At 64.6% G+C, this 19,839-nt stretch carries 15 protein-coding genes; 5 read left to right on the top strand and 10 right to left on the bottom strand.

The features are described from left to right. The first annotated feature begins 26 nt into the window (after nt 1–26). From ISF28_RS08175 to ISF28_RS08190, 4 genes are all read left to right on the top strand, one after another. Complete coding sequence (locus tag ISF28_RS08175; RefSeq protein ID WP_198116673.1) at nt 27–422, top strand: VOC family protein; 396 nt, start codon at nt 27–29, stop codon at nt 420–422. Nucleotides 423–533: 111 nt separating this feature from the next. Further along, nucleotides 534–905 carry a response regulator gene (locus ISF28_RS08180; protein ID WP_198116674.1) on the top strand — a complete coding sequence of 124 codons (372 nt, stop codon included), beginning with the start codon at nt 534–536 and terminating at the stop codon, nt 903–905. A 101-nt stretch (nt 906–1,006) separates the two neighbouring features. Beyond that, the gene (locus ISF28_RS08185) at nt 1,007–2,284 is read left to right on the top strand and encodes an RNA-guided endonuclease InsQ/TnpB family protein (protein WP_229518951.1); all 1,278 of its coding nucleotides are present in this window, start codon (nt 1,007–1,009) and stop codon (nt 2,282–2,284) included. 56 nt (nt 2,285–2,340) lie between these two features. Next, nucleotides 2,341–3,069 carry an aquaporin gene (locus ISF28_RS08190; protein WP_198116675.1) on the top strand — a complete coding sequence of 243 codons (729 nt, stop codon included), beginning with the start codon at nt 2,341–2,343 and terminating at the stop codon, nt 3,067–3,069. 3 nt (nt 3,070–3,072) lie between these two features. On the opposite strand, the gene ISF28_RS08195 is transcribed toward ISF28_RS08190, so the two are convergent. The 4 genes from ISF28_RS08195 to ISF28_RS08210 form a co-directional block, all read right to left on the bottom strand. Then, nucleotides 3,073–3,960, bottom strand: a complete 888-nt coding sequence (locus ISF28_RS08195) for a zinc-binding metallopeptidase family protein (RefSeq protein WP_198116676.1) — start codon at nt 3,958–3,960, stop codon at nt 3,073–3,075. 217 nt (nt 3,961–4,177) lie between these two features. Beyond that, nucleotides 4,178–5,593, bottom strand: a complete 1,416-nt coding sequence (locus tag ISF28_RS08200) for an efflux transporter outer membrane subunit (protein ID WP_198116677.1) — start codon at nt 5,591–5,593, stop codon at nt 4,178–4,180. Between the two features lie 8 nt (nt 5,594–5,601). Next, nucleotides 5,602–8,757, bottom strand: coding sequence for an efflux RND transporter permease subunit (locus tag ISF28_RS08205; protein ID WP_198116678.1), 3,156 nt, complete (start codon nt 8,755–8,757; stop codon nt 5,602–5,604). A gap of 30 nt (nt 8,758–8,787) precedes the next feature. Beyond that, nucleotides 8,788–10,116, bottom strand: a complete 1,329-nt coding sequence (locus ISF28_RS08210) for an efflux RND transporter periplasmic adaptor subunit (protein WP_198116679.1) — start codon at nt 10,114–10,116, stop codon at nt 8,788–8,790. Between the two features lie 224 nt (nt 10,117–10,340). Between ISF28_RS08210 and ISF28_RS08215 the strand changes: the two genes are divergently transcribed. After that, nucleotides 10,341–10,964 (top strand): TetR family transcriptional regulator, encoded by a 624-nt coding sequence (locus tag ISF28_RS08215; RefSeq protein ID WP_198116680.1) that lies wholly within the window; start codon nt 10,341–10,343, stop codon nt 10,962–10,964. Nucleotides 10,965–11,005: 41 nt separating this feature from the next. Here ISF28_RS08215 and ISF28_RS08220 read toward each other — a convergent pair whose 3' ends face one another. The 6 genes from ISF28_RS08220 to tssF form a co-directional block, all read right to left on the bottom strand. After that, complete coding sequence (locus ISF28_RS08220) at nt 11,006–11,260, bottom strand: PAAR domain-containing protein (RefSeq protein ID WP_198116681.1); 255 nt, start codon at nt 11,258–11,260, stop codon at nt 11,006–11,008. Next, nucleotides 11,257–12,315: a T6SS immunity protein Tli4 family protein gene (locus tag ISF28_RS08225; RefSeq protein ID WP_370663404.1), complete on the bottom strand. Its 1,059-nt coding sequence runs from the start codon at nt 12,313–12,315 to the stop codon at nt 11,257–11,259. The genes ISF28_RS08220 and ISF28_RS08225 overlap by 4 nt, the downstream gene beginning before the upstream one ends. A gap of 107 nt (nt 12,316–12,422) precedes the next feature. Beyond that, nucleotides 12,423–14,255: an esterase/lipase family protein gene (locus ISF28_RS08230; RefSeq protein ID WP_198116682.1), complete on the bottom strand. Its 1,833-nt coding sequence runs from the start codon at nt 14,253–14,255 to the stop codon at nt 12,423–12,425. Beyond that, nucleotides 14,252–16,888 (bottom strand): type VI secretion system Vgr family protein, encoded by a 2,637-nt coding sequence (locus ISF28_RS08235; protein WP_198116683.1) that lies wholly within the window; start codon nt 16,886–16,888, stop codon nt 14,252–14,254. The genes ISF28_RS08230 and ISF28_RS08235 overlap by 4 nt, the downstream gene beginning before the upstream one ends. 76 nt (nt 16,889–16,964) lie before the next feature. Next, nucleotides 16,965–18,041: a type VI secretion system baseplate subunit TssG gene (gene tssG / locus ISF28_RS08240; protein WP_198116684.1), complete on the bottom strand. Its 1,077-nt coding sequence runs from the start codon at nt 18,039–18,041 to the stop codon at nt 16,965–16,967. Continuing rightward, nucleotides 18,005–19,831 carry a type VI secretion system baseplate subunit TssF gene (gene tssF / locus ISF28_RS08245; protein ID WP_198116685.1) on the bottom strand — a complete coding sequence of 609 codons (1,827 nt, stop codon included), beginning with the start codon at nt 19,829–19,831 and terminating at the stop codon, nt 18,005–18,007. Before tssF ends, tssG begins: the two co-directional genes overlap by 37 nt. Between the last annotated feature and the right edge of the window lie 8 nt (nt 19,832–19,839).

Raw genomic sequence — 19,839 nt, forward strand, 5'->3', positions numbered from 1 at the left:
GTATCCATTTTGACGAAAGGAAGAGCATGTTCAGTCACATCATGATCGGTTCGAACGACCTGGAACGCGCCCGGCGTTTCTATGACGCCGTGCTGGGCGTCCTCGGCGCCGGCGAACCGGTCTCCAACAAGTCCCCGAGCGGCCATATGCGCCTGTTCTACCGGCACGACGGCTGCGCCTTCGGCGTCACGCAACCGATCGACGGGGAACCAGCCACGTACGCGAATGGCGGCACGATCGGCTTCAAATGCAATTCGCCCGAGCAGGTCCAGGCATTCCACGACACGGCCGTCGCCCACGGCGGCAAGTCGATCGAGGCGCCGCCGGGCTTGCGCCCGACAAGCAGCCTGGGGCCGCTGTACCTGGCCTATGTGCGCGATCCGGACGGCAACAAGCTCTGCGCCATGTACCGTCCCAAATAACGGGTGGCCGCAGCACGACCGGGATAGCGTAACGAAACGTGTCGGGTATCCTGGGAACCATGTGTTAAAGTGGTTTTCTTGCATAAGTTTCAATGAAAGGCAAGCTGGTCGATGCCTGTCCCCGCAACACCGCGCATCCTGGTCGTGGATGACGAAGAAGCGATCCTGTACGTGTTCGAGCGCTATCTGAGCATGGCCGGCTATCGCGTTGCCGTCGCCGACAACGGGTTCGACGCCGTCCGGGCCGGCGAGGAAGCCGGTCCGTTCGACCTGCTCATCACGGATTTCCGCATGCCCGGCATGAACGGCGTCGAGGTGATCCACGCCCTGCGCCGCCTGCAGCCGCACCTGCCGGCGCTCGTCATCTCCGGCAATCCCATCGAGGCCGGCACGATGCCCAGGGGCGTGCGCTTCCTGTCGAAACCCGTGTCGATGGCCGACCTGCTCGACATGATTCCCGTCCTCATCGAGCAGGCCGTCTGACCCGGTGCGCGACAAGCCCCGACCTTCAGGCCGGGGAAGGATAGCGCGGACGGCGCAACCGTCCTTGCCCTGCCAATATCAGCGCTGTATATTTGTCCAGTATGCGACGCCTCCAAGCTTTCAAGTACGAACTGATGTCGACCGGCGCACAGCAGCGCGACATGTGCCGCTTCGCCGGTGCGTGCCGCTTCGTGTTTAACCAGGCGCTGGCGTTGCAGAAGGAACGCCACGAGCACGGCGAGAAGAAGCTCGGCTACGCCGGACTGTGCAGGCTACTCACCTCATGGCGCCACAGTAGCGAGACGCCGTGGCTGGCCGACGCGCCGACCCATCCGCTGCAGCAGGCGCTGAAGGACCTGGAGCGGGCCTACACGAATTTCTTCGCCGGACGCGCGAGCTTCCCGTGTTTCAAGAAGAAGGGCCGGGCGGACAGTTTCCGCTATCCCGACCCGAAGCAGGTCAAGCTCGATCGCGTGAACGGCAGGATCTTCCTGCCCAAGCTCGGCTGGCTGCGCTTCCGCGACAGCCGCCAGGTGCTGGGCACCGTAAAAAATGTCACGGTGTCGGCCAGCGGCGGCAAGTGGTTCGTGTCGATCCAGGCCGAGCGCGAGGTCGAGCAGCCGATCCCGCACGGTGGCGCGGTCGGCATCGACTTGGGCATCGCCCGCTTCGCCACCTTGTCCGACGGTTCGTTCATCGCGCCGCTGGCCAGCTTCCGGCGCCACGAGGACTGGTTGCGCAAGGCCCAGCAGGCGCTGGGCCGCAAGACGAAGTTCAGCAACAACTGGAAGAAGGCAAAAGCCCGCGTCCAGCGGATCCATACTCGCATTGGTAACGCCCGCCGCGACTTCCTGCACAAGGCCACGACCACGATCAGCCAAAAACACGCGATGGTGTGCATCGAGGACTTGCAGGTAAGGAACATGTCCAGGTCGGCGAAGGGCACGGCGGAGGCACCGGGTAAGAACGTCAGGGCCAAGTCGGGCCTGAACAAGGCCATCCTCGACCAGGGCTGGTACGAGTTCCGGCGCCAGCTCGACTACAAGCTGGCGTGGAACGGCGGCCATCTCATTGCGGTACCGCCACGGAACACGAGCCGCGCCTGTCCGTGCTGTGGCCGCGTGTCGGCGGACAACCGGCGCACACAGGCCCGGTTCAAGTGCGTGAATTGCGGTTTCGAGGAGAACGCCGATGTGGTCGGCGCGATCAATGTGTTAAGGGCGGGACACGCCCGGCTAGCCTGTGAAGTGAACGGTGCAGTAATGCCGTCAGCAACAGGAACCCACCGAAGCGACTCGTTCCGGCTCGATGCCGGTTTGAGCGCAGCAGGAATCCCCTGCCTTCAGGCAGGGGAGGACGTCAAGCCGCGTATCGGCTGAACATACCGCGGCGGCGGTACCCGGATGGGGGCCGCTCGCGCACAATGGTCCCATCTATGAAGCGCCCGGACCACACCCTCTCTCTTTCCCGCCGCCTCGCCGCCGAAGGGCTCGGGACCGCCTTGCTGCTGGCCGTCGTCGTCGGTTCCGCCATCATGGGCGAGCGGCTGGCGGGCGGCAACGCGGCCATCGCTCTGCTCGTCAATTCGATCGTGTCCGGCTGCGGTCTCGTCGTGCTGATCCTGATGTTCGGCGCCGTCTCGGGCGCGCATTTGAATCCCGTCGTCACGCTGTCGGAAACGTGGCAACGCAACCTGCCGGCCGCGTTGGCGCTGCCGTACGTGGCGGCGCAGGTCGCGGGCGCGTTCGCGGGCGTGGCCGTCGCGCATGGGATGTTCGGGGCGCCGGCGTTCGCCGCCGCGACGCAGGCGCGCACGGGCGCGGCGCTGTGGTGGAGCGAGGGCGTCGCGACGTTCGGCCTGCTGGCCACGATCATCGCCTGCACGCGCACGAGGCCCGCCGCGACGCCGTATGCGGCGGCCCTGTTCATCGTCGCCGGCTACTGGTTCACGGCGTCGTCGTCGTTCGCGAATCCCGCGCTCACCCTGGCGCGCGCGGCGACCGCCACCTGCGCCGGCATCCGGCTCGCGGACGTGCCGGGTTATGTATTGTCCCAACTGGCCGGCGCGGCGGCGGCGACCATCGTCTTCGGCTGGCTGTATCCGCGCGCGCCGGCCGCCGCCGCCGTCGCGGGCACGGTGGGCGACTTCGCGCCGGCCGAGTAAGCGTTACCCGTGCCGCCCGGCCGCAAGCGCCGTCAGCGTGTGCGCCAGGCCGCGCACCACGCGCGCCATGCCGGCAAAGACGACTTGCTCGGGCGGCTCGTCGGCGTCGGCCGTGGGCGTCTGCGCCTGGCGGTAGGGGAAGCGCGTGAACGACGTGTCCGTGAGCACGAGGGCGGGCATGGCGGCGCCGGGATGGCGCCAGGCGGCGCGGTCGAGCAGCGTCACGCCCTGCATGTAGGCGGGCGTCGCCAGCCCGTGCGCCGGCACGCCGGCGACGCTCTGGAAGGCCGACAGCGCATCCTGCACCGCGTGCGACGAGGCGAGGCTGCCGACGTAGGCGATGAAACTGCCGGACCGCTCGTCCGGCGCGTCCGCCAGCATGTGCGCCGGATCGCCGGGGTCCGCGGCCGCGGCCGTGCCGCTGCCGGGCGCCAGGAAGAACACGAAACGGATCGCCGTGCCGCGACTGGGACGCACCTCCCCCAGCAGCCGCGCCAGTTCCAGCACGGCCGCGGTGCTGTCCACTGCGCCCGGATCGTCGCCGAGGGTGCCGTCATAACGCGCGCCGACGATGAAGGTGCGCGCCGCGTGCGTGCCCGGCGCCACGTTGGCCAGGACCGCTTCGACACGGTGCCGGTTGCCGGCGCCGGCGCGGTCCTGCACGGCGTAGCCGGCCGCGTGCAGCACGCCGTCGATGTAGGCGGCGGCATCCGCCCGGCGCGCGCTCGCATCCGCCGTGCCGGCCGTGAGCGCCGTCACGTGCGCGCGCAGGCGCGTGGCCAGCGGTGGCTCGGGCATCGCGGCGCGGGGATTCACGGTGACCGTCGCCAGCAGCACGAGCAGGACGATGGCGATGATGGCTTTCCAATGTGCACGAAAAAAATGTCGCATGGCGTGGGGCGCGGCGCATGGGGCGACCGTGCCGGACAGGCCGGGCTCGGCGCGCGTTGCGGTCCTGGCGGACGCCGTCCGGCGACGGCTGCCGGGGCCGCCCGTGCATGCATAAAAGAACCGGGGCCGGCCTGCGATTTCATGATACCGAAATCGCGGCCGGCCCCGGTCGGGAGCGCGCTCAATGGTGCGCGGAAATCATTCCGCTAAGACAGGTTCAGCGCGCCGCCGTCGCCGGCCCCGGCTCGCTCCAGCCGCCGCCCAGCACGCGGTACAGCGTGACCTGGTTCTGCAGGCGCTGCAGGTTGGCCTGGATGGCCAGCTGCTGCGCGGTGAACAGCGAGCGCTGGGCATCCAGCAGGTCCAGGTAGCTCGCGGTGCCGTTGCGGTAGCGCAGGTCGGACAGGTTGAAGCGCTCCGTCTCGGCGGCCGCCACGGCCTGCTGGGCCCGCAGTTGCTCGCTGTACGTGGCCTGGCCGGCCAGCGCGTCCGCCACCTCGCGGAACGCCGTCTGGATCGATTTCTCGTACTGCGCGACGGCGATGTCGCGCTGGGCACGGGCGGTCTCGACGCCGGCGCGGGTGCGGCCGAAGTCGAACAGCGGCACGATCGCCTGCGGCGCGAACGTCCAGCCGAACGTGCCGCTCTTGAACAGGCCGGACAGCCCCTTGCTGGCGCTGCCCGCCGTGCCCGTCAGCGTGATGCGCGGGAAGTAGTTCGCGCGCGCCGCGCCGATGTTGGCGTTGGCCGCGATCAGCTGCTGCTCGGCGGCGCGGATGTCCGGACGCACGGCCAGCAGGTCGGACGGCATCCCGGCCGGCAGGTCCGGCAAATTCGTCGTCGCGAGCGTGGCGCCGGCCGGCAGGGTGTCCGGGAGCGGCTGGCCGATCAGCAGGGTGAGCAGGTTCAGGTCCTGCGCGCGCTGGCGCTGGGCCTGGGCCAGCGTGGTGCGCGCCGTCTCGACGAGCGACACGGCCTGCTCCAGGTCGAGCTTCGACGAGACGCCGTTGTCGAAGCGTAGCCGGGTCAGGCGCAGCGATTCCTCGCGCGTCTTGAGGGTCTGCTGCACGAGGGCCAGCAATTCCTCGTCGGCCAGGTACGTCAGGTAGGTGTTGGCGACCTGGGCGATCAGGCTGATCTGCGCCGTCTTGCGCGCTTCCTCGGTGGCGAGGAATTGCGCCAGCGCGGCGTTGGAGAGATTGCGCACGCGGGAAAAGAAATCCAGCTCGAACGCGGACACGGACAGGCCGGCCTGGTACAGGCTGTTGATCGGCTGGTCCTTGCCCGTCGTCTGGCGCTGGCCCGAGATGCCGGCGTTCACGGCCGGGAACTGGTTCGACCGCTGGATCTGGTATTGCGCGCGCGCCGCCTCGATGTTGAGCACCGCGACGCGCAGGTCGCGGTTGTTGGCCAGGGCCAGCGAGATCAGCTGCTGCAGGCGCGGGTCGGTGAAGAAGCGCTGCCACGTGATGGCGGCGGGCGCTTCCGGCGCGACGGCGTTGCCGCTGCCTACGGTGCCTTGCACGGTTGGGAAGGCGCCGGCCACCGGCGCGGCCGGGCGCTCGTACTTGGGCGCCAGGTTCACGCAGCCGGCCAGCACGAGGGCGAGCGCCAGAGGGGTAAGTCGTTTCATGGTGTTCATCAGATTTTCGAGTCGATGACAGTGTTCTCTTCTTCGTGCGCGTACTTCTTGCGCTGGCGCTCGCTGCCCTTGAACACGCTGCGGATGACGACGAAGAACACGGGCACGAAGAACACGCCCAGCGCCGTCGCCGACAGCATGCCGCCCATCACGCCGGTACCGATGGCGCGCTGCGACGCGGCGCCGGCGCCGCTCGCGACCACCAGCGGCAGCACGCCGAGGATGAACGCGAGCGACGTCATGATGATCGGCCGGAAGCGCAGGTGCGCCGCCTGCAGCGCCGCCTCGAGCGGCGACTTGCCCTGCGCCTGCAGGTCCTTCGCGAATTCCACGATCAGGATCGCGTTCTTCGCCGCCAGGCCGATGATGGTGATCAGGCCGACCTTGAAGTAGACGTCGTTGGAAAGCCCGCGCAGCGACGCCGCCAGCAGCGAGCCGAACACGCCCAGCGGCACCACGAGCAGCACGGCGACCGGGATCGACCAGCTTTCGTACAGCGCGGCGAGAGCGAGGAACACGGCCAGCAGCGCGAAGCCGATCAGCACGAACACGGTCGAACCGGCGAGGATCTCCTCGCGCGACTGGCCGGTCCATTCGTACGCGAAGCCGGCCGGCAGCTTGGCGGCGAGACGCTGCATCTCGTCCAGCGCCTGGCCGGTCGAATAGCCTTGCGCGGCGTCGCCCGTGATGCTCATCGACGAGTAACCGTTATAGCGCGACGTCTGCATCGGACCCATGATCCACTGCGTCGTCGCGAACGCGGACAGCGGCACCGGCTGGCCCTTCGTGTTCAGCGCGTTGATGTGCAGGAGGTCGTCCGGCTGCATGCGCTCCGGCGCGTCGGCCTGCACGATCACGCGCTGCAGGCGGCCGGCGTTCGGGAAGTCGTTCACGTAGGCGGAACCGAGCGACGTCGACAGCGCCGTGTTGATGGCGCCGAACGTCACGCCCAGCGCCTGCGCCTTGGCGCGGTCGATGTTGAGCTTCAGCTGCGGCGCGTCTTCCAGGCCTTCCGGACGGATGCCCGTCAATACCTTGCTCTGCATCGCCATGCCGAGCAACTGGTTGCGCGCCTGGAGCAGGGCGGCGTGACCGAGGCCGCCGCGGTCCTGCAGGCGGAACGAGAAGCCCGTGCCGCGGCCCAGTTCCGGGATCGGCGGCGGGCTCACCACGAAGATGAACGAGTCGCGCAGCGCCCCCATGTGCATCGTGATGCGCATGGCGAGTTCCTGCGCGCTCTGGCCCTTGCCCTTGCGCTGGTCCCAGGACTTCAGCGGGATGAACGCGAGACCCATGTTCTGGCCCTGGCCCGTGAACGAGAAGCCCGTCACGGCGACCATGTCGGCCACTTCCGGCTGCTTGAGCACATAGTCTTCCATCGCGTGCAGCACGACGTTGGTGCGCTCGGCGGTGGCGCCCGGCGGCAGCTGGATGTTGGCGATGATGTAGCCCTGGTCCTCGTTCGGCAGGAACGAGTTCGGCAGGCGCGCGAACATCAGCCCGACGATGGCGGCCAGCAGGACGAACACGACCAGCGCGCGGCCGCTGCGCTTGAGGATCTTGGCGACGATGCCTTCGTAGCGCTTGGCGCCCGTCGTGAAGGTGCGGTTGAACCAGCCGAAGAAGCCTTTCTTCTCCATGTGGTGGCCCGCCTCGACGGGCTTGAGCAGGTGCGCGCACAGCGCGGGCGTGAGCGACAGCGCCATGAACGCCGAGAAGCCGATCGACGACACCATCACGATCGAGAACTGGCGATAGATGTTGCCGACGGCGCCCTGGAAGAACGCCAGCGGCACGAACACCGACATCAGCACGACGGTCACGCCGATGATGGCGCCGGAGATCTGGCCCATCGCCTTGCGCGTCGCCAGCAGCGGCGGCAGGCCTTCCTCGGACATGATGCGTTCGACGTTCTCCACCACCACGATCGCATCGTCGACGACGATGCCGATCACGAGCACCATGCCGAACATGGTCAGCACGTTGATCGAGAAGCCCATCGCCAGCAGCGTCGCGAAGGAACCCAGCAGGGCCACCGGCACGACGATCGTCGGGATGATCGTGTAGCGGATGTTTTGCAGGAACACGTACATCACGATGAACACGAGGATCACGGCCTCGATCAGCGTTTCCACCACCTGCTTGATCGAGATCTGGATGAATTTCGTGCTGTCGTAAGGAATCGAGTACTTCATGCCTTTCGGGAAGTACCGCTGCAACTGCTGCATGCGTTCCTTGATCAGCTTCGCCGTTTCCAGCGCGTTGCCGGTCGGAGACAGCTGCACGCCGATACCGGTCGACGGCTTGCCGTTCAGGCGGGTCGACGTGGTATAGGCCTGGCCGCCGATCTCGATGCGGGCGACGTCCTTCAGGCGCACGGCCGAGCCGTCCGGATTGGCGCGCAGCACGATGTTGCCGAACTGCTCGACGGTCGACAGCTGGCCCGTGACGACGACGGTCGCCGTGATCTGCTGGCCCTTGGCCACCGGCAGGTCGCCGATCGTGCCGGACGCCACCTGGGCGTTCTGCTGGCGGATCGCCGTGGTGACGTCGTCCGGCGACAGGTTGAAGCCGACCAGCTTGGCCGGATCGATCCAGATCCGCATGGCCTTCTCGGTACCGAACAGCTGGGCCTGGCCGACGCCCTTGATCCGCTGGATCTCGGGCAGCACGTTGCGCGACGCATAGTCGCCCAGCGCGACGGTGTCCCACGTCGGGTCGTCCGACGACAGGATCGTGAACAGCAGGAAGTTCGATCTGGCCTTGTCGACGCGCACGCCCTGCTGGGTCACCGCGGCCGGCAGGCGCGGGGCGGCGCGCGCCAGGCGGTTCTGGACGTCGACCTGGGCCAGGTTCGGATTGGTGCCGGTTTCGAAGCTGATCGTGATGGAGCCGGTGCCGTTGGCCTGGGCGGTCGACTCCATGTAGATCATGCCCTCGGCACCGTTCATCTCGCGCTCGATGACGGAAATGACGGATTCTTCCAGCGTTTGCGCGGAAGCGCCCGGGTAGGCGACGCTGACGACGATCGACGGCGGCGCCACGGTCGGATATTGCGCGATCGGCAACTGCTTGATGGCCACGCCGCCAAGTACCATGATGAACAGCGCGATCACCCAGGCGAAAATGGGGCGGTCAATAAAAAAACGTGCCATTGTTGTTCCTGTTTATCTAGCCTTGCCTTTTCACTGGCGGGTGTTGCCGGTTCCCGCGGCGGCGCCGGCGACCGGCGAACCGGCTTTCGGCGTGCGCTCGGCGGGCGCGGCGGCGGCGGCTTGGGCGCCGGCCGCATTCGGCTGGGCGGCGGGCGCGCCGGCCGTGGCCGGGGCCGCGGGGGCACCGACCGGCGTCCACGGCACCGGCTGTACCGGCGTGCCCGGCGGCAGCATCTGCAGCTTCTGGAAGCCGTCCACCATCACCTTCTCGCCTTCCTTCAGGCCATCCGTGACGACCCAGTTGTCGCCGTTCTGCGAACCGATCTTGACGGTGCGCGGGGTCGGCTTGTTGTCCGGGCCGATCACCATCACGGTATCGCCGTTCGGGCCGCCGCGGGTGACGGCCTGTTGCGGCAGCAGGATGCCCGCCGGCAACTCGGCCTGCGCCAGGCGCACGCGCACGTACTCGCCCGGCAGCAGGGCGTTGTCCGGATTCGGGGTCTCGGCGCGCAGGGTGACCTGGCCGCTGGTCGGGTCGACGGTGATGTCCGAGAACAGCAGCTTGCCTTTTTGCGGCAGCACGGTGCCGTCGTCCAGCACGACGGTCACGGGCACGCTGGCCCCGAAGCCCTTGTGGCCGGCGTCCTTGCGCAGGCGCTGCAGTTCGGCGGCCGACTGGGTGATGTTCAGGTAGACCTTGTCGGTCTGCTGGATCAGCGCCATTTGCGTGGCTTCCGCCGCGGAGACGAGCGCGCCTTCCGTCACGAGCGCGCGGCCGATGCGGCCCGAGATCGGCGCATAGACGTGCGCGTAGTCGTAATTGATCTTGGCGATGCGGACCTGGGCCTTGGCCGAATTGACGTCCGCCTCGGCCTGCTTCTGGGCGGCGACGGCGTTCGTGAACTCCTGCTTGCTGACGGCCTGCGCCTCGACGAGGGGCTTGTAGCGCTCGACGGTGGCGGCGGTCGACGTCAGGTTGGCCTGGGCGCGGCCGAGCGCGGCCTGGGCGGCGTTCAACTGGGCCTGGTAGGGCTCGGGATCGATCTGGAACAGCGATTGGCCCTGCTTGACCATGCTGCCCTCGGTGAACAGCCGCTTGAGCACGACGCCGTTGACGCGGGCGCGCACCTCGGCGGTGCGGATCGCCTCGACGCGGGCCGGCAACTCGGTCTCGAGCGCGACCGGCTGGATCCTGGTGGTGATGACGCCGACCTGCGGCGGCGGCATCTTGGCGCCGGCGGGGCCGGGACCGGCCTTGGCGTTATCCTTGGAGCCGCAGCCCGACAGGACGGCCACGGCGACCAGGGTACATGCGGCGATCCTGGAGAGAGTCAGAGAAGAGGAGTGGGCAGAGCGCATTCAATGCTTCCTTCTTGTGGAAAAAAGGACAAAACCGATCCGCGGCACGTTTCTTAGGAGCCCGATCGGCCTGCGCAGTTTAAAAAAATGCAACACGGGGCAGGCGGCTCGTCGCTTCCTCTTGCACGGCTTCGGGTTTATCGCTGGCTTTTGGGAAAACCCCGAGATACTATCACGAGTGTATGTTTAATGTTTCTTACCTATAAAAACGGAGAGTATGACGGATGGCCCGCAAAACCAAGGAAGAGGCGGCCGCGACCCGTGACAGCATCTTGGATGCTGCGGAAAAATTGTTCGTGGAACAAGGTGTTTCGCGTACAACGTTGCAGCATATCGCAACTGCAGCCGGTGTGACGCGCGGAGCAATTTATTGGCATTTTGACGACAAGGGCGCGTTGTTCAACGCGATGATGGAACGCGCCATCCTGCCGCTCGAAGCGGAGATGCAGGTGCTGGACCAGGCCGAGTCGGACGACCCGCTCGTCGACCTGCGCAACCACATGCTGGCCGTGCTGGACCGGACCGTCAACGACCCGGGCGCGCGCCGCGTGTTCGAGATCGCGACGCTGAAGGTGGAATTCGTGGGCGAGATGGACGCCGTGCGCCAGCGCCGCAAGGACAATATGGCCAACTGGATGACCCGCGCCGAACGCCGCATCCGCCTGGCCGCCGACAAGGGCTTGATCGCCCGCCACGTCGACGCCACCCGCGTGGCGCTCGCGTTGTGGATCATGATCGATGGATTGATCCGCAACTGGATGTTCGATCCGCAGGACTTCGATTTGCTGGCGTTGGGGAAATGCGTGATCGATCCGTATCTGGATGGGTTGCGGACCGGAGGTGCTTAGTTTTCTAACATATCGCGTGAGTCAAGAATTAGCGGCTTAACTCACAACGATGTTATCAGGCGCGCGCCGCATTCCGTTATGTCGCCGTCGTAAGCATATGGCTTACCTTTGTGTCGTGCCCCGGCCTCATCCGGCTTGATCGCAAAGCGGCCCTTGCACTTGGGGCAATACGTCATGTCACCCTGAAGCGCCGCGACCGCTCCCATTACGACCGTTTCCGACGATGCGCTGATGACGTGCCCGCCGTGATCGGTTTTATCGTTGAGGCGAATGACGCCACGTCCTTGGTGTTTCAAGGTTTAATCCCGCTGGCCTGTGCGACGGTCCCGGTTTTACCTGGAGGCATATAGTAGGAACCTTCCGGCGCGCCGGGGACCCTGACGCGGAATTTCAGGCCCGAGAGCAGCTTGTCCCACAGCGCGACCGCTTCGTCGTCGCTGAGTGAAGCGGCTTTGGCCGCGCCGACAACGTTGTGCTCGACCTTGGTGAACATGGCGACGCCGAACTCGGACGGATTGGCGACGTCTTTCGGCGTGCCGACGAATCCCCACTCGAAATCGTGCGTGCCATCCGGCCTGCGGATGAGGGATTCTTCGCCGTGCCAGTGTTGCACGTCCCGCTTCCCTTCGCGCAGCAGGGTCCGGTCCGGGTAATTGCTTCCCTGCTGTTCCTGTGCCTGTCGAATGCGCGCCAGCAAGGATAGCTCTTCCACTTTCATTCGCGCGAACTCTTCCTTGGAATAGTCGGAATACGCGTCCTTGTTCGAACTGATCGAAAAGGTCACGTCGGGCAGGCTGGGTAAATAGATGCCGGCACTGATCATCTCTTGGTCGCCATAAAAAGAACTGGCCATGAATCCGTGCTCGATGCAATAGCCTTCTTCGGAGGGGATGTCGTCTTCCGTCCGCAGGCGCAGGGTTTTTGCCCGCGTGGCTTCTTGTGCAGCAGCTTGATCCTCGGACTTTGCCGCATCAGGGGCAACTCCTCCACGCAAAAGAAATATAAAATCCCCCATGTTGATATACGTATTAAAAAAATGGAGGTTGAGCTCTTTGGCGGCCTTACTGTCATAATAGCGAAACTGCCAGCTGCCTTCGATTGGCCCCGGTTTGTTATAGGTTATTTCCGCAGTTTTGTCAGCTCTCTTTATTTTGGCGATATCTTGCTCGACCTTTGCTTTGATTGCTTCCCTGTTGCCCGGAAAGACATAGACCCTGGAGGGAAAAGACGCTTCCCCTTGGATCACCTGTGCTTCCTTAGGAACGGTAAGTGCATATCGACCAAAGCACACAAGCTTGGTTTCTTTGAACATGCTCATTAATCGCGGGCTCAGTGCGACGGCTTCAGGCACGGCATTCTCCTTGTAAGTATATTTCTTTGAGCAGGCGACAAGCGGCGCCGCCAGCATCAAGGCGAAGCAGCATCCAGTCAATACGGTCCGATACTTTGTACGCATACTCAACCCCATTTCGCAGTTTCGGCAATCTTCACGATTGAATACAGCATCGATGTCAGGACGTGCGAATTCGCATAACTGCCCTGGTGTTCATAACCGCTCCCTTTGGCACTCCCATGTGGGAATAACGTGCCGGTAATTTTGCGCGCCGAGCGTTCGGCCGGCACCGTTTCGTCGCCGGCCGCATCCATCGGCTGTAATTTCAGCGTCAACACCCTGTTTCCCGCTTGTACTGTCAACGTTCCCTTTTTGTCATCAGTCAACAGCTTCCAGCTGTCGGCCGGCGGCAGGGTGATTGTCCGGCTATCCCAAACCTCTGGGTTCATGACTTTAAAGACCAAGTTTCCATAGCTTTTGTGCTCATCCGATGCGCAATAGCTGGCGAAGCACTGCGTCGGGTGGAACGTCGTTTCAATGGCACCGAGGAATCCATTTGCGCTTTTCAGGCGTTTTCGCACATTTTCTAGGCCTCCGCCATCCAGGGACAGAACGTTGCCCGGGTTCACCCATCTCGGATTTATAAGGCGCCACCAGTTATTCTGTGGCTGCAGGTAAATGCTTTCGAGTGCATTTTCGTCCCCCTTGGGCCAGCTGCGGATCGTCCTGCCACACCCATCCACGACCTTCAGCCATTCCTTGCCGTAGGCCGCGGCGGGCAATAATTCCAGCGGGCCGGGGGTATTGGCAAGAATCGCTGTCGCATGCTGGCCATCGATAGCGACAATTTCGGCGAAGATTTCTGCCTTCGTGCCTTCCTTTTCCTGGAACCCGAAGCGCATGCGCCGATAAGCGGCGGCAGCGCCCACCGTCGGCATGACACTGTGGTACATGCCCAGCACTTTCACCGTCTTGTCGTTCAGCAGATTTCCGTAATCAGGGTGGATCAGCGCGCGCGCCAGGATGCCGCCCATGCTGTGCGTCACGATGATGACCTCATCGCATTTGAAGCCGCGCCTCTGGTATCCGAGAATCAATGCACGTATGCGGTTGGCGATCACAATGGCCGATTCCCCGTTGCTCTTCAGGAAGTTATATCCCATCGCATGCACCGGATACCAGCAAGCTGAGATCTTTTTGATGTCCGCTGCGGTAATCGCCTTTCCCGATAAGGCGCCAAAGCTTTTCGGATCGACGAAAACCGATTCCCACATCGAATGCACCTGCCCCTTTACGACCATATTGTTGAGGAACATTTCGGCTGTTTTCAGCAGATGCTCATAGGGTCCGGCAAAAAACACTTCGCTCCAGCCGCGCCAACGAGCAACCTGTGCCGGGGTCTGGTGTTTGCGCGACATGATACGGGGTTGATTTGGCTGGGTGGGCGACCGAAAAAAATTTTGCCCCAGCAGCGGAGGGATCGGCCCGAGGCCGTCCGGGACATTTTGATGACGCGCATCCGACTCGCGCGTCTCCTTGCCGTCCGGATCAAAGCGGTCCTTGCTTTCGGTGTAGTGGTAATACTCGACTTCCGTATTCTCAGGGTCAAAGTCGAGCTGGCGTTGCGCCGGCGATGCGTTTCTGAACCACCCACCCATGCCGGCTTTCCGGACAACGTCGATCGTGCCGGACGCGCTGACCAGGTCGTCGGGGCGCCATGCACGATTATCTGTGCGCTTCAATTCATCTTGCCGTTTCTTGGTCATGCGGAGATTGCTACCCATCACGCCGGGCAAAAAAATGACAGGGATGATCTTGCCGGGAGGGACTTTGACATCATGCCTGACCTTATCTTCAATCTCTGTCAAATAAACCGTGTATTCGGCCCAGCCACCGATACCCTGCGTGAATTCGCCCTGATGGTTGCCGCGTTCATTGAGGTTGCTGTCGTTGCTCATGGCAGGTCGCCTTTCCGTTGAATCGTATAGCTTTCCATTCCCGGACCTTTTTGCAGCCCAGTACTGCCGTTGGCGGTGGACTTTCCGTCCAGGACTGTCGCGTCGTCCCGGACCAATTTATAGGGAATGTTTTCCGCCGGCTTGCCATCCGTCTGAAGGAAGTTGACCTCCTGGTCGAAGTGGCAATCGGCCGGTTTTTCGTTGAACGCTTGGGAGACGCTCTTCGGCGCCAGCGTTTCCAGATTGCCGTGAAAGAGAACAGGCGACGACGTGAAGAATTGCGTTTGATCGCTAATCTCAAGCATGTGATTGCCGCCATGCAGTCGCACGCCTTTCTTGCCCCGGATCTCGACCCAATCCGACTCGCTCAGGAGCCGCAGCACCTTATTGGCGATGACTTCCACGTCATCGGTTTGCGCCTGCACGGACACCTTGCCGGCGGCGGCGATCAGCTTCATGCCGGCCTTGTGCACGAACAGCCGGAACGTCTTGCCGATGCTCGCGAACAGGCCGTCGACGCTGGCGATCGACAAGCTTTTGCCGCTCGTGATGGCGGTATGACGGGTACTGGCGATATGGGTGGATTGCGCGGAACTGAGCTCGATGCCCGCCGGGCTAGAGAGGACGAGATGCGGCTCGGACAATTCCGGAAACTCTGCCTTGCCGCCGCCCCGGATGCCCTGGTTCTGGGATCTGAGGTCCTCGACGGCATCCCCTTGCTGAGGCGCCTGCTTCTCCTGGGCGCCGTAGTGCTGCGCCATCCCGACCAACTGCTCCTGCAGGTCCACCGCCGTCGACAGTCGCTGAATCGTCTCGCCCATATCCTTGATATGTGCGGCGGCGCTCGGGCGTCCTTCCGTAGAGATGAGCATGCCCTGTGCCGCGCGCGCGACACCATGGCCATCAGTCCGCAATTCCCAGCCTTCGCCGCGAGGATCTTTTCTGCCAGATGTATCCTCGACGCGGGTAATGTGGCCAAGCGACAGCTGGCTGCACTGATGATCGCTTTTCAACTGCGCCTGGATCTTGCCTGCAGTATCGTCAAGGATCAGGTGATTGCCGCGCCGGCTCCCTTCGCCTCCCTGCAATTCGCGGCTGCGCAAACCACTCAACGCCCGCTGGCTAGGCAATTGCCAAGGAGGCATGTGTTTGGCGTTGTACAGCGCCCCAAGAATCACCGGATGATCGATGTTCGCGTCCAGAAAAACTACCGCCACTTCCTCACCCACCCGCGGCAGGCGAATATTCCCGAACCGGCTGCCCGCGCCCGGCGACATGACGCGCAGCCACGCGGAACTGTTCTCGTCGTAGTTGCCCAGCCGGTCCCAGTGGTGTTGGATCTTGACGCGTCCGTAGCCATCGGTATGGATCTCGGCACCGGCGGGACCGACCACGACGGCCGTCTGGATGCCGGGATAGGTGCAGGGCCGGCTGTTGTAGTGGCGGCCCGGGCGCCACGGGATGTCCTTGCGCACGCACCGGAAGGTGTTCTCGTAATGCGATGGCGCGCCCGGTCCGGCCTGGTAGTTGTTGTTGGCCTCGTGGTCGACGGACAGGATCAGGTAATGGCGATTCCGGATGCTGGGCTTGGCCGGTTCGCCGTGCCTGGGCGCCCGCAGTTCGGCACTGAAGTGATCGGCCAGCTTGAAGTAGCGGCCCGGCTGGGCGGTCCGGTCGTTGCCGACGGCCTCGAAGTATTGCGTGTTCGCGTCGCGCTCGCCCATGCGCTGGAAGGCGAGTTTTTCGCCCTCGTTGTGCGTGCGGAAACCGTACGATCCCGTGTTCTCGTAGATTTCGTACGGGAAGACGTCGCCCTGGTCGTTCAGGGACTCGGCGGTCGAGCGCTGCGCAATCGGGTTCTTGTAGTCGAAGCTCACCAATGTCGTCTGGCCCGAGCCGATGCGTCGCAAGGGACGCCATTCGCGGATGCCGTCGTCTTCCAGCGAACCCGCCTTGTCGCGGAACGGAATCGTTTCAGAATCGTCGATGCCGGTCGGGTCGATCGGCCGCACGAGCGTCGTCCTGTCGTACAGCCACAGCGTGTGTCCATCCACCCGGTGCTCGTAGTGGTACGCCAGCCCCAGCGCTTCCCAGCGGCGGTGCAAATGGTTGTAGTCGGTCTCGTCGTACTGGTTCGCGCAGGTCATCCGCGGAAATTCGTCGACGATGTGTGTGCGCCAGTCGGCCTGGCGGTAATGCGCGAAGGTGAGTTCGGTCAGTTCGATGACGCTCTTGCCGTGGAACGACACGTTGTCCTTGCGCAGCTTGGCGAATGCCAGCCACGGTTCGAGCACCATGCGGTAGAACGCGAAACCGCCGTCGGCGCGCAGGAATTGGAATTCGGCGACGTAGCCGTTGAAGTAGCGCAATGAGCCGTCTTCGCGCACGACGGATATCGTCACCATTCGCGCCATCATCGACTTCAGGGGAATCCGCGCGTCATCGGACAGGAGTTCGACGTCGAAGCGGAAACAGCGCGAGACTTCCTCGTGTGCGCGCAATCGGTTGGGCAGGAGGATGGCGTCCGGTCCGTCGCCGCGTGGGAACGCCAGGCGTATCAAGCGGTCGTGCTGCGCACCGAGACCGAACGCCGACAGCGCGGCGCCCGCCGCGATCGCTTGGCTCCCATCCATGTATCGCCTCCGGTGGTTGATCAGCTATCTGATTTCCGTCGGTTAAGGTACTCAACAGGGTGCTACATAACCTTGATCAGCAGCAAGCAGCGGTCTCGGCGGCGCGATCCTGCCGTTCCGCCGTCAGCCGGAGGGTGGATCGGATGTCGGCCCGACTCGCCTTGCCCGCACTCACGGTCAGGAAGGTGTTCCACCCCAGGCGTTTCCGGTCCTGTCCCTTGGTTCTCAAAGTCATGGGCTTGAGGCATGGCTTTTCCAGCAAGAGCCTGATTTCATATTGAATCGACGGCACGGCAAACAGGCTGACCATGTCCTTCAACGCGTCGCGCGACCGGCCATGCGGCAGGAAAGCCTTTGCCGTTTCCTCGTCCAGGGGGCCGATGTGCAGGCGGACGCGCACGTCGCTGCGCCACGTGCGCGTGCCCAGGGCGGCGCCGAAGCCGAGGGTGGGATCGGTAACGCCGAGCGTGCTGCACATCTTTGCCGGAATCGGATCCCAGGCGCCGACGAATTCCTCGATACGCACGGGAACGCCGAAGTAGTCGCCCAGCACGCGCTCCACGGTCGATGCGGCGATCGGGCGTGTCCGGAGCAATCCGGCGTAGAAGGCAGCCGCTTCCGGGGGAATCGATGCAAATGCGCTGGCAGGCCCGAAACTGCCGGGGCGCAGGCCACCCAGCGCAATCAGCAGCGGAAGCAGATCGTCCCGGGCGCGCGTGTTCAAGCCATGTTCGACGCGGTATTTGCCCCACGCTTCGTAGAACAGGCCGACGGCCCGGTTCGCAAACAGGTCGATGAACGGCTTCCAGCTTTCGTCCGTGCCCAGGTGCGCCTTGGCGGCCGCCCGTTCGGTGTCGTGCAGGGGCAAGGTGCCGCTTGCGCCCAGCAGCCCGACGAAAGCGGGGGTGATGTGAATGCGCGGTACGGCGCCGGCCGATTCGACGTGCATGCCTTCGATCTCGCTTGCCGGAAACGCCAGCGACAGGCTGTTACGAAAGCGCAGCACCCGGTCGAATGCCTGGGCGTACGGGATGCCTTGTTGATGCAGCATCCGCACCAGGATGTTCAGCAGTTGCGCGAACCGGTAGCGGTAGGGCGCCGCGACCAGGCGCTGCATCATGACAGCGGCATGCTCCCGCTTCGCGGTTTGCATCGGAATAGTTCCTCTCCTGATTGATGCGACAGGATGACCAGTTCGATAAAACTGTTCATTTGGACATACAACGCAAAGAACTGGTCGATGACCTGCACGAACAGGTGCAGGCCGGCGCCGACGAAGGCTTCTTCGTCGATCGTCAGGCGCACCTCGGTCCCGTGCGCCAGGGACGCTCCGCGCTTGTGCCGGATCCATGCGGTCGCCTCGGCATGGTCGAGCCCGACGACGCCGGCGATCTGCCGCCGCGTGACCGCGGACCCGGTGACGTCGTACAGCGCCAGCATTTCGCGCAGGCCGGCAGCCCCTTCCTGTGCGAGGGCGTGATGGTTGAGCGTCAGGTGCGAGATGAGGCGCCAGTGGGCGCCCCGGCCGTTTTCCAGGCGATGGGGACGGGTGGGCCGGCGCAGAAAGCGTATTCGCGTTCCCTGGTCCGCGCCGGGAAAGGACAGGTCGCTGTCGGTCGAGCCGCATTTCAACAGGCAGGGCAGGTCGCGATTGGTGCAGGTGAGGTCGATCGACAGCGTCGTCTGCTCGACCGCGAGCGGCTCGCCGTCCGTGTCGACGAGCGCAATGACCTTTTCGTGGCCCGGGCTGGCGACCGCCAGCGTGTCGTCATGGCGCAATATCCAGTAACGGCCCTGATGCGCATCGTTCTCGCCGTGCCGCAGCGCATAGAAGGGGCGGAATTCGACCGGCGCAATGGCCTTGCCCTGCTGCCGCACCATGTGGACCCGGTCGACCGAATACACCTCGTACGCCGCCGCATGGCCGGCATGTGCGAGCACGCTGTATTCCGCGGTCCGCTCGTCGTATTGGATCGGGACGCCCGGCTGGCTGAACAGATTGACGACCGGGGTGCAGCCGGTCAGCAGGCTGTGCGCCGACAGGCCGGCGAGCATCCTGGCCTGATCCGAGCCCGGCGCCACGCCCGCCAGCGCCAGGTGCAGCGTGAAGCGGGTGCACTCCGCGGGCAGCCGGGCGCGCAGCGCGGCCAGGTCGACGTCGATGAAGTTGAATTTTTCCGGGAAGGCGAAATACTCGGCAAGAATCCGGTAGGCGCGGTGCGAGCGGGCTTCGAACGGGATCAGGGCGTCGTCGTCGCCGAAGCCGGCCGCCGCGATCGGTATCGCGGCGAGCTTTATCCAAGTCTCGTCTGCTTCCACCTGGACGTATGCCGCCGCCGTGCGCATGAACAGCGCGTCGCGCAGTGCCGCGCAAAACGACGGGTCGCCGTCGAGATAGATCCGCAAGGGCGCCGCCGTGCCGGCAGGGTCCGGGGACGCGAATTCGATGCCGATCGCCGCCGCCGCGCCCGGCGGGAGCCGGGTCGAGGACGGCGCGCGGATCACGGCATCGAACCGGGCGGATGCGATGGCGGCCGTGGACGGCGCGATATCGTATGCGGTCCGGAACGTGCAGCGCACGCCGCCCACCGGCGCCGATTCGACCAGCGTCCCGCGCGGGAAGCCGGCGGTGCCGGCGGCGCCCTCCTCGGTAGACGGGAGGAAGCGCACGATCGCGCAGGACGGGAACGGCCTGAGATAGTGCGGAAACAGCAGGTTGAGGAGCGCCTCCGTGAATTGCGGATACGAGTCGTCCAGGCGCTTGGACACCCGCGCGCACAGCAGGGCGACGGACTGGATCAGGCGTTCCACGTGCGGGTCGTCGCACGCTTCGCCGCCGAGCTGCAGCTTGGCCGCGACCTTAGGATAGCGCTCGGCGTACTCGCGGCACAGCTGCCGCATGGTGACGAGCTCGCGTTCGTACTGCGCAAACAGTTCGTCCATGATGATGG

Origin of the sequence: Massilia rhizosphaerae (assembly GCF_016093545.1) — a bacterium.
GTDB classification, from domain to species: Bacteria; Pseudomonadota; Gammaproteobacteria; order Burkholderiales; family Burkholderiaceae_D; genus Telluria; species Telluria rhizosphaerae.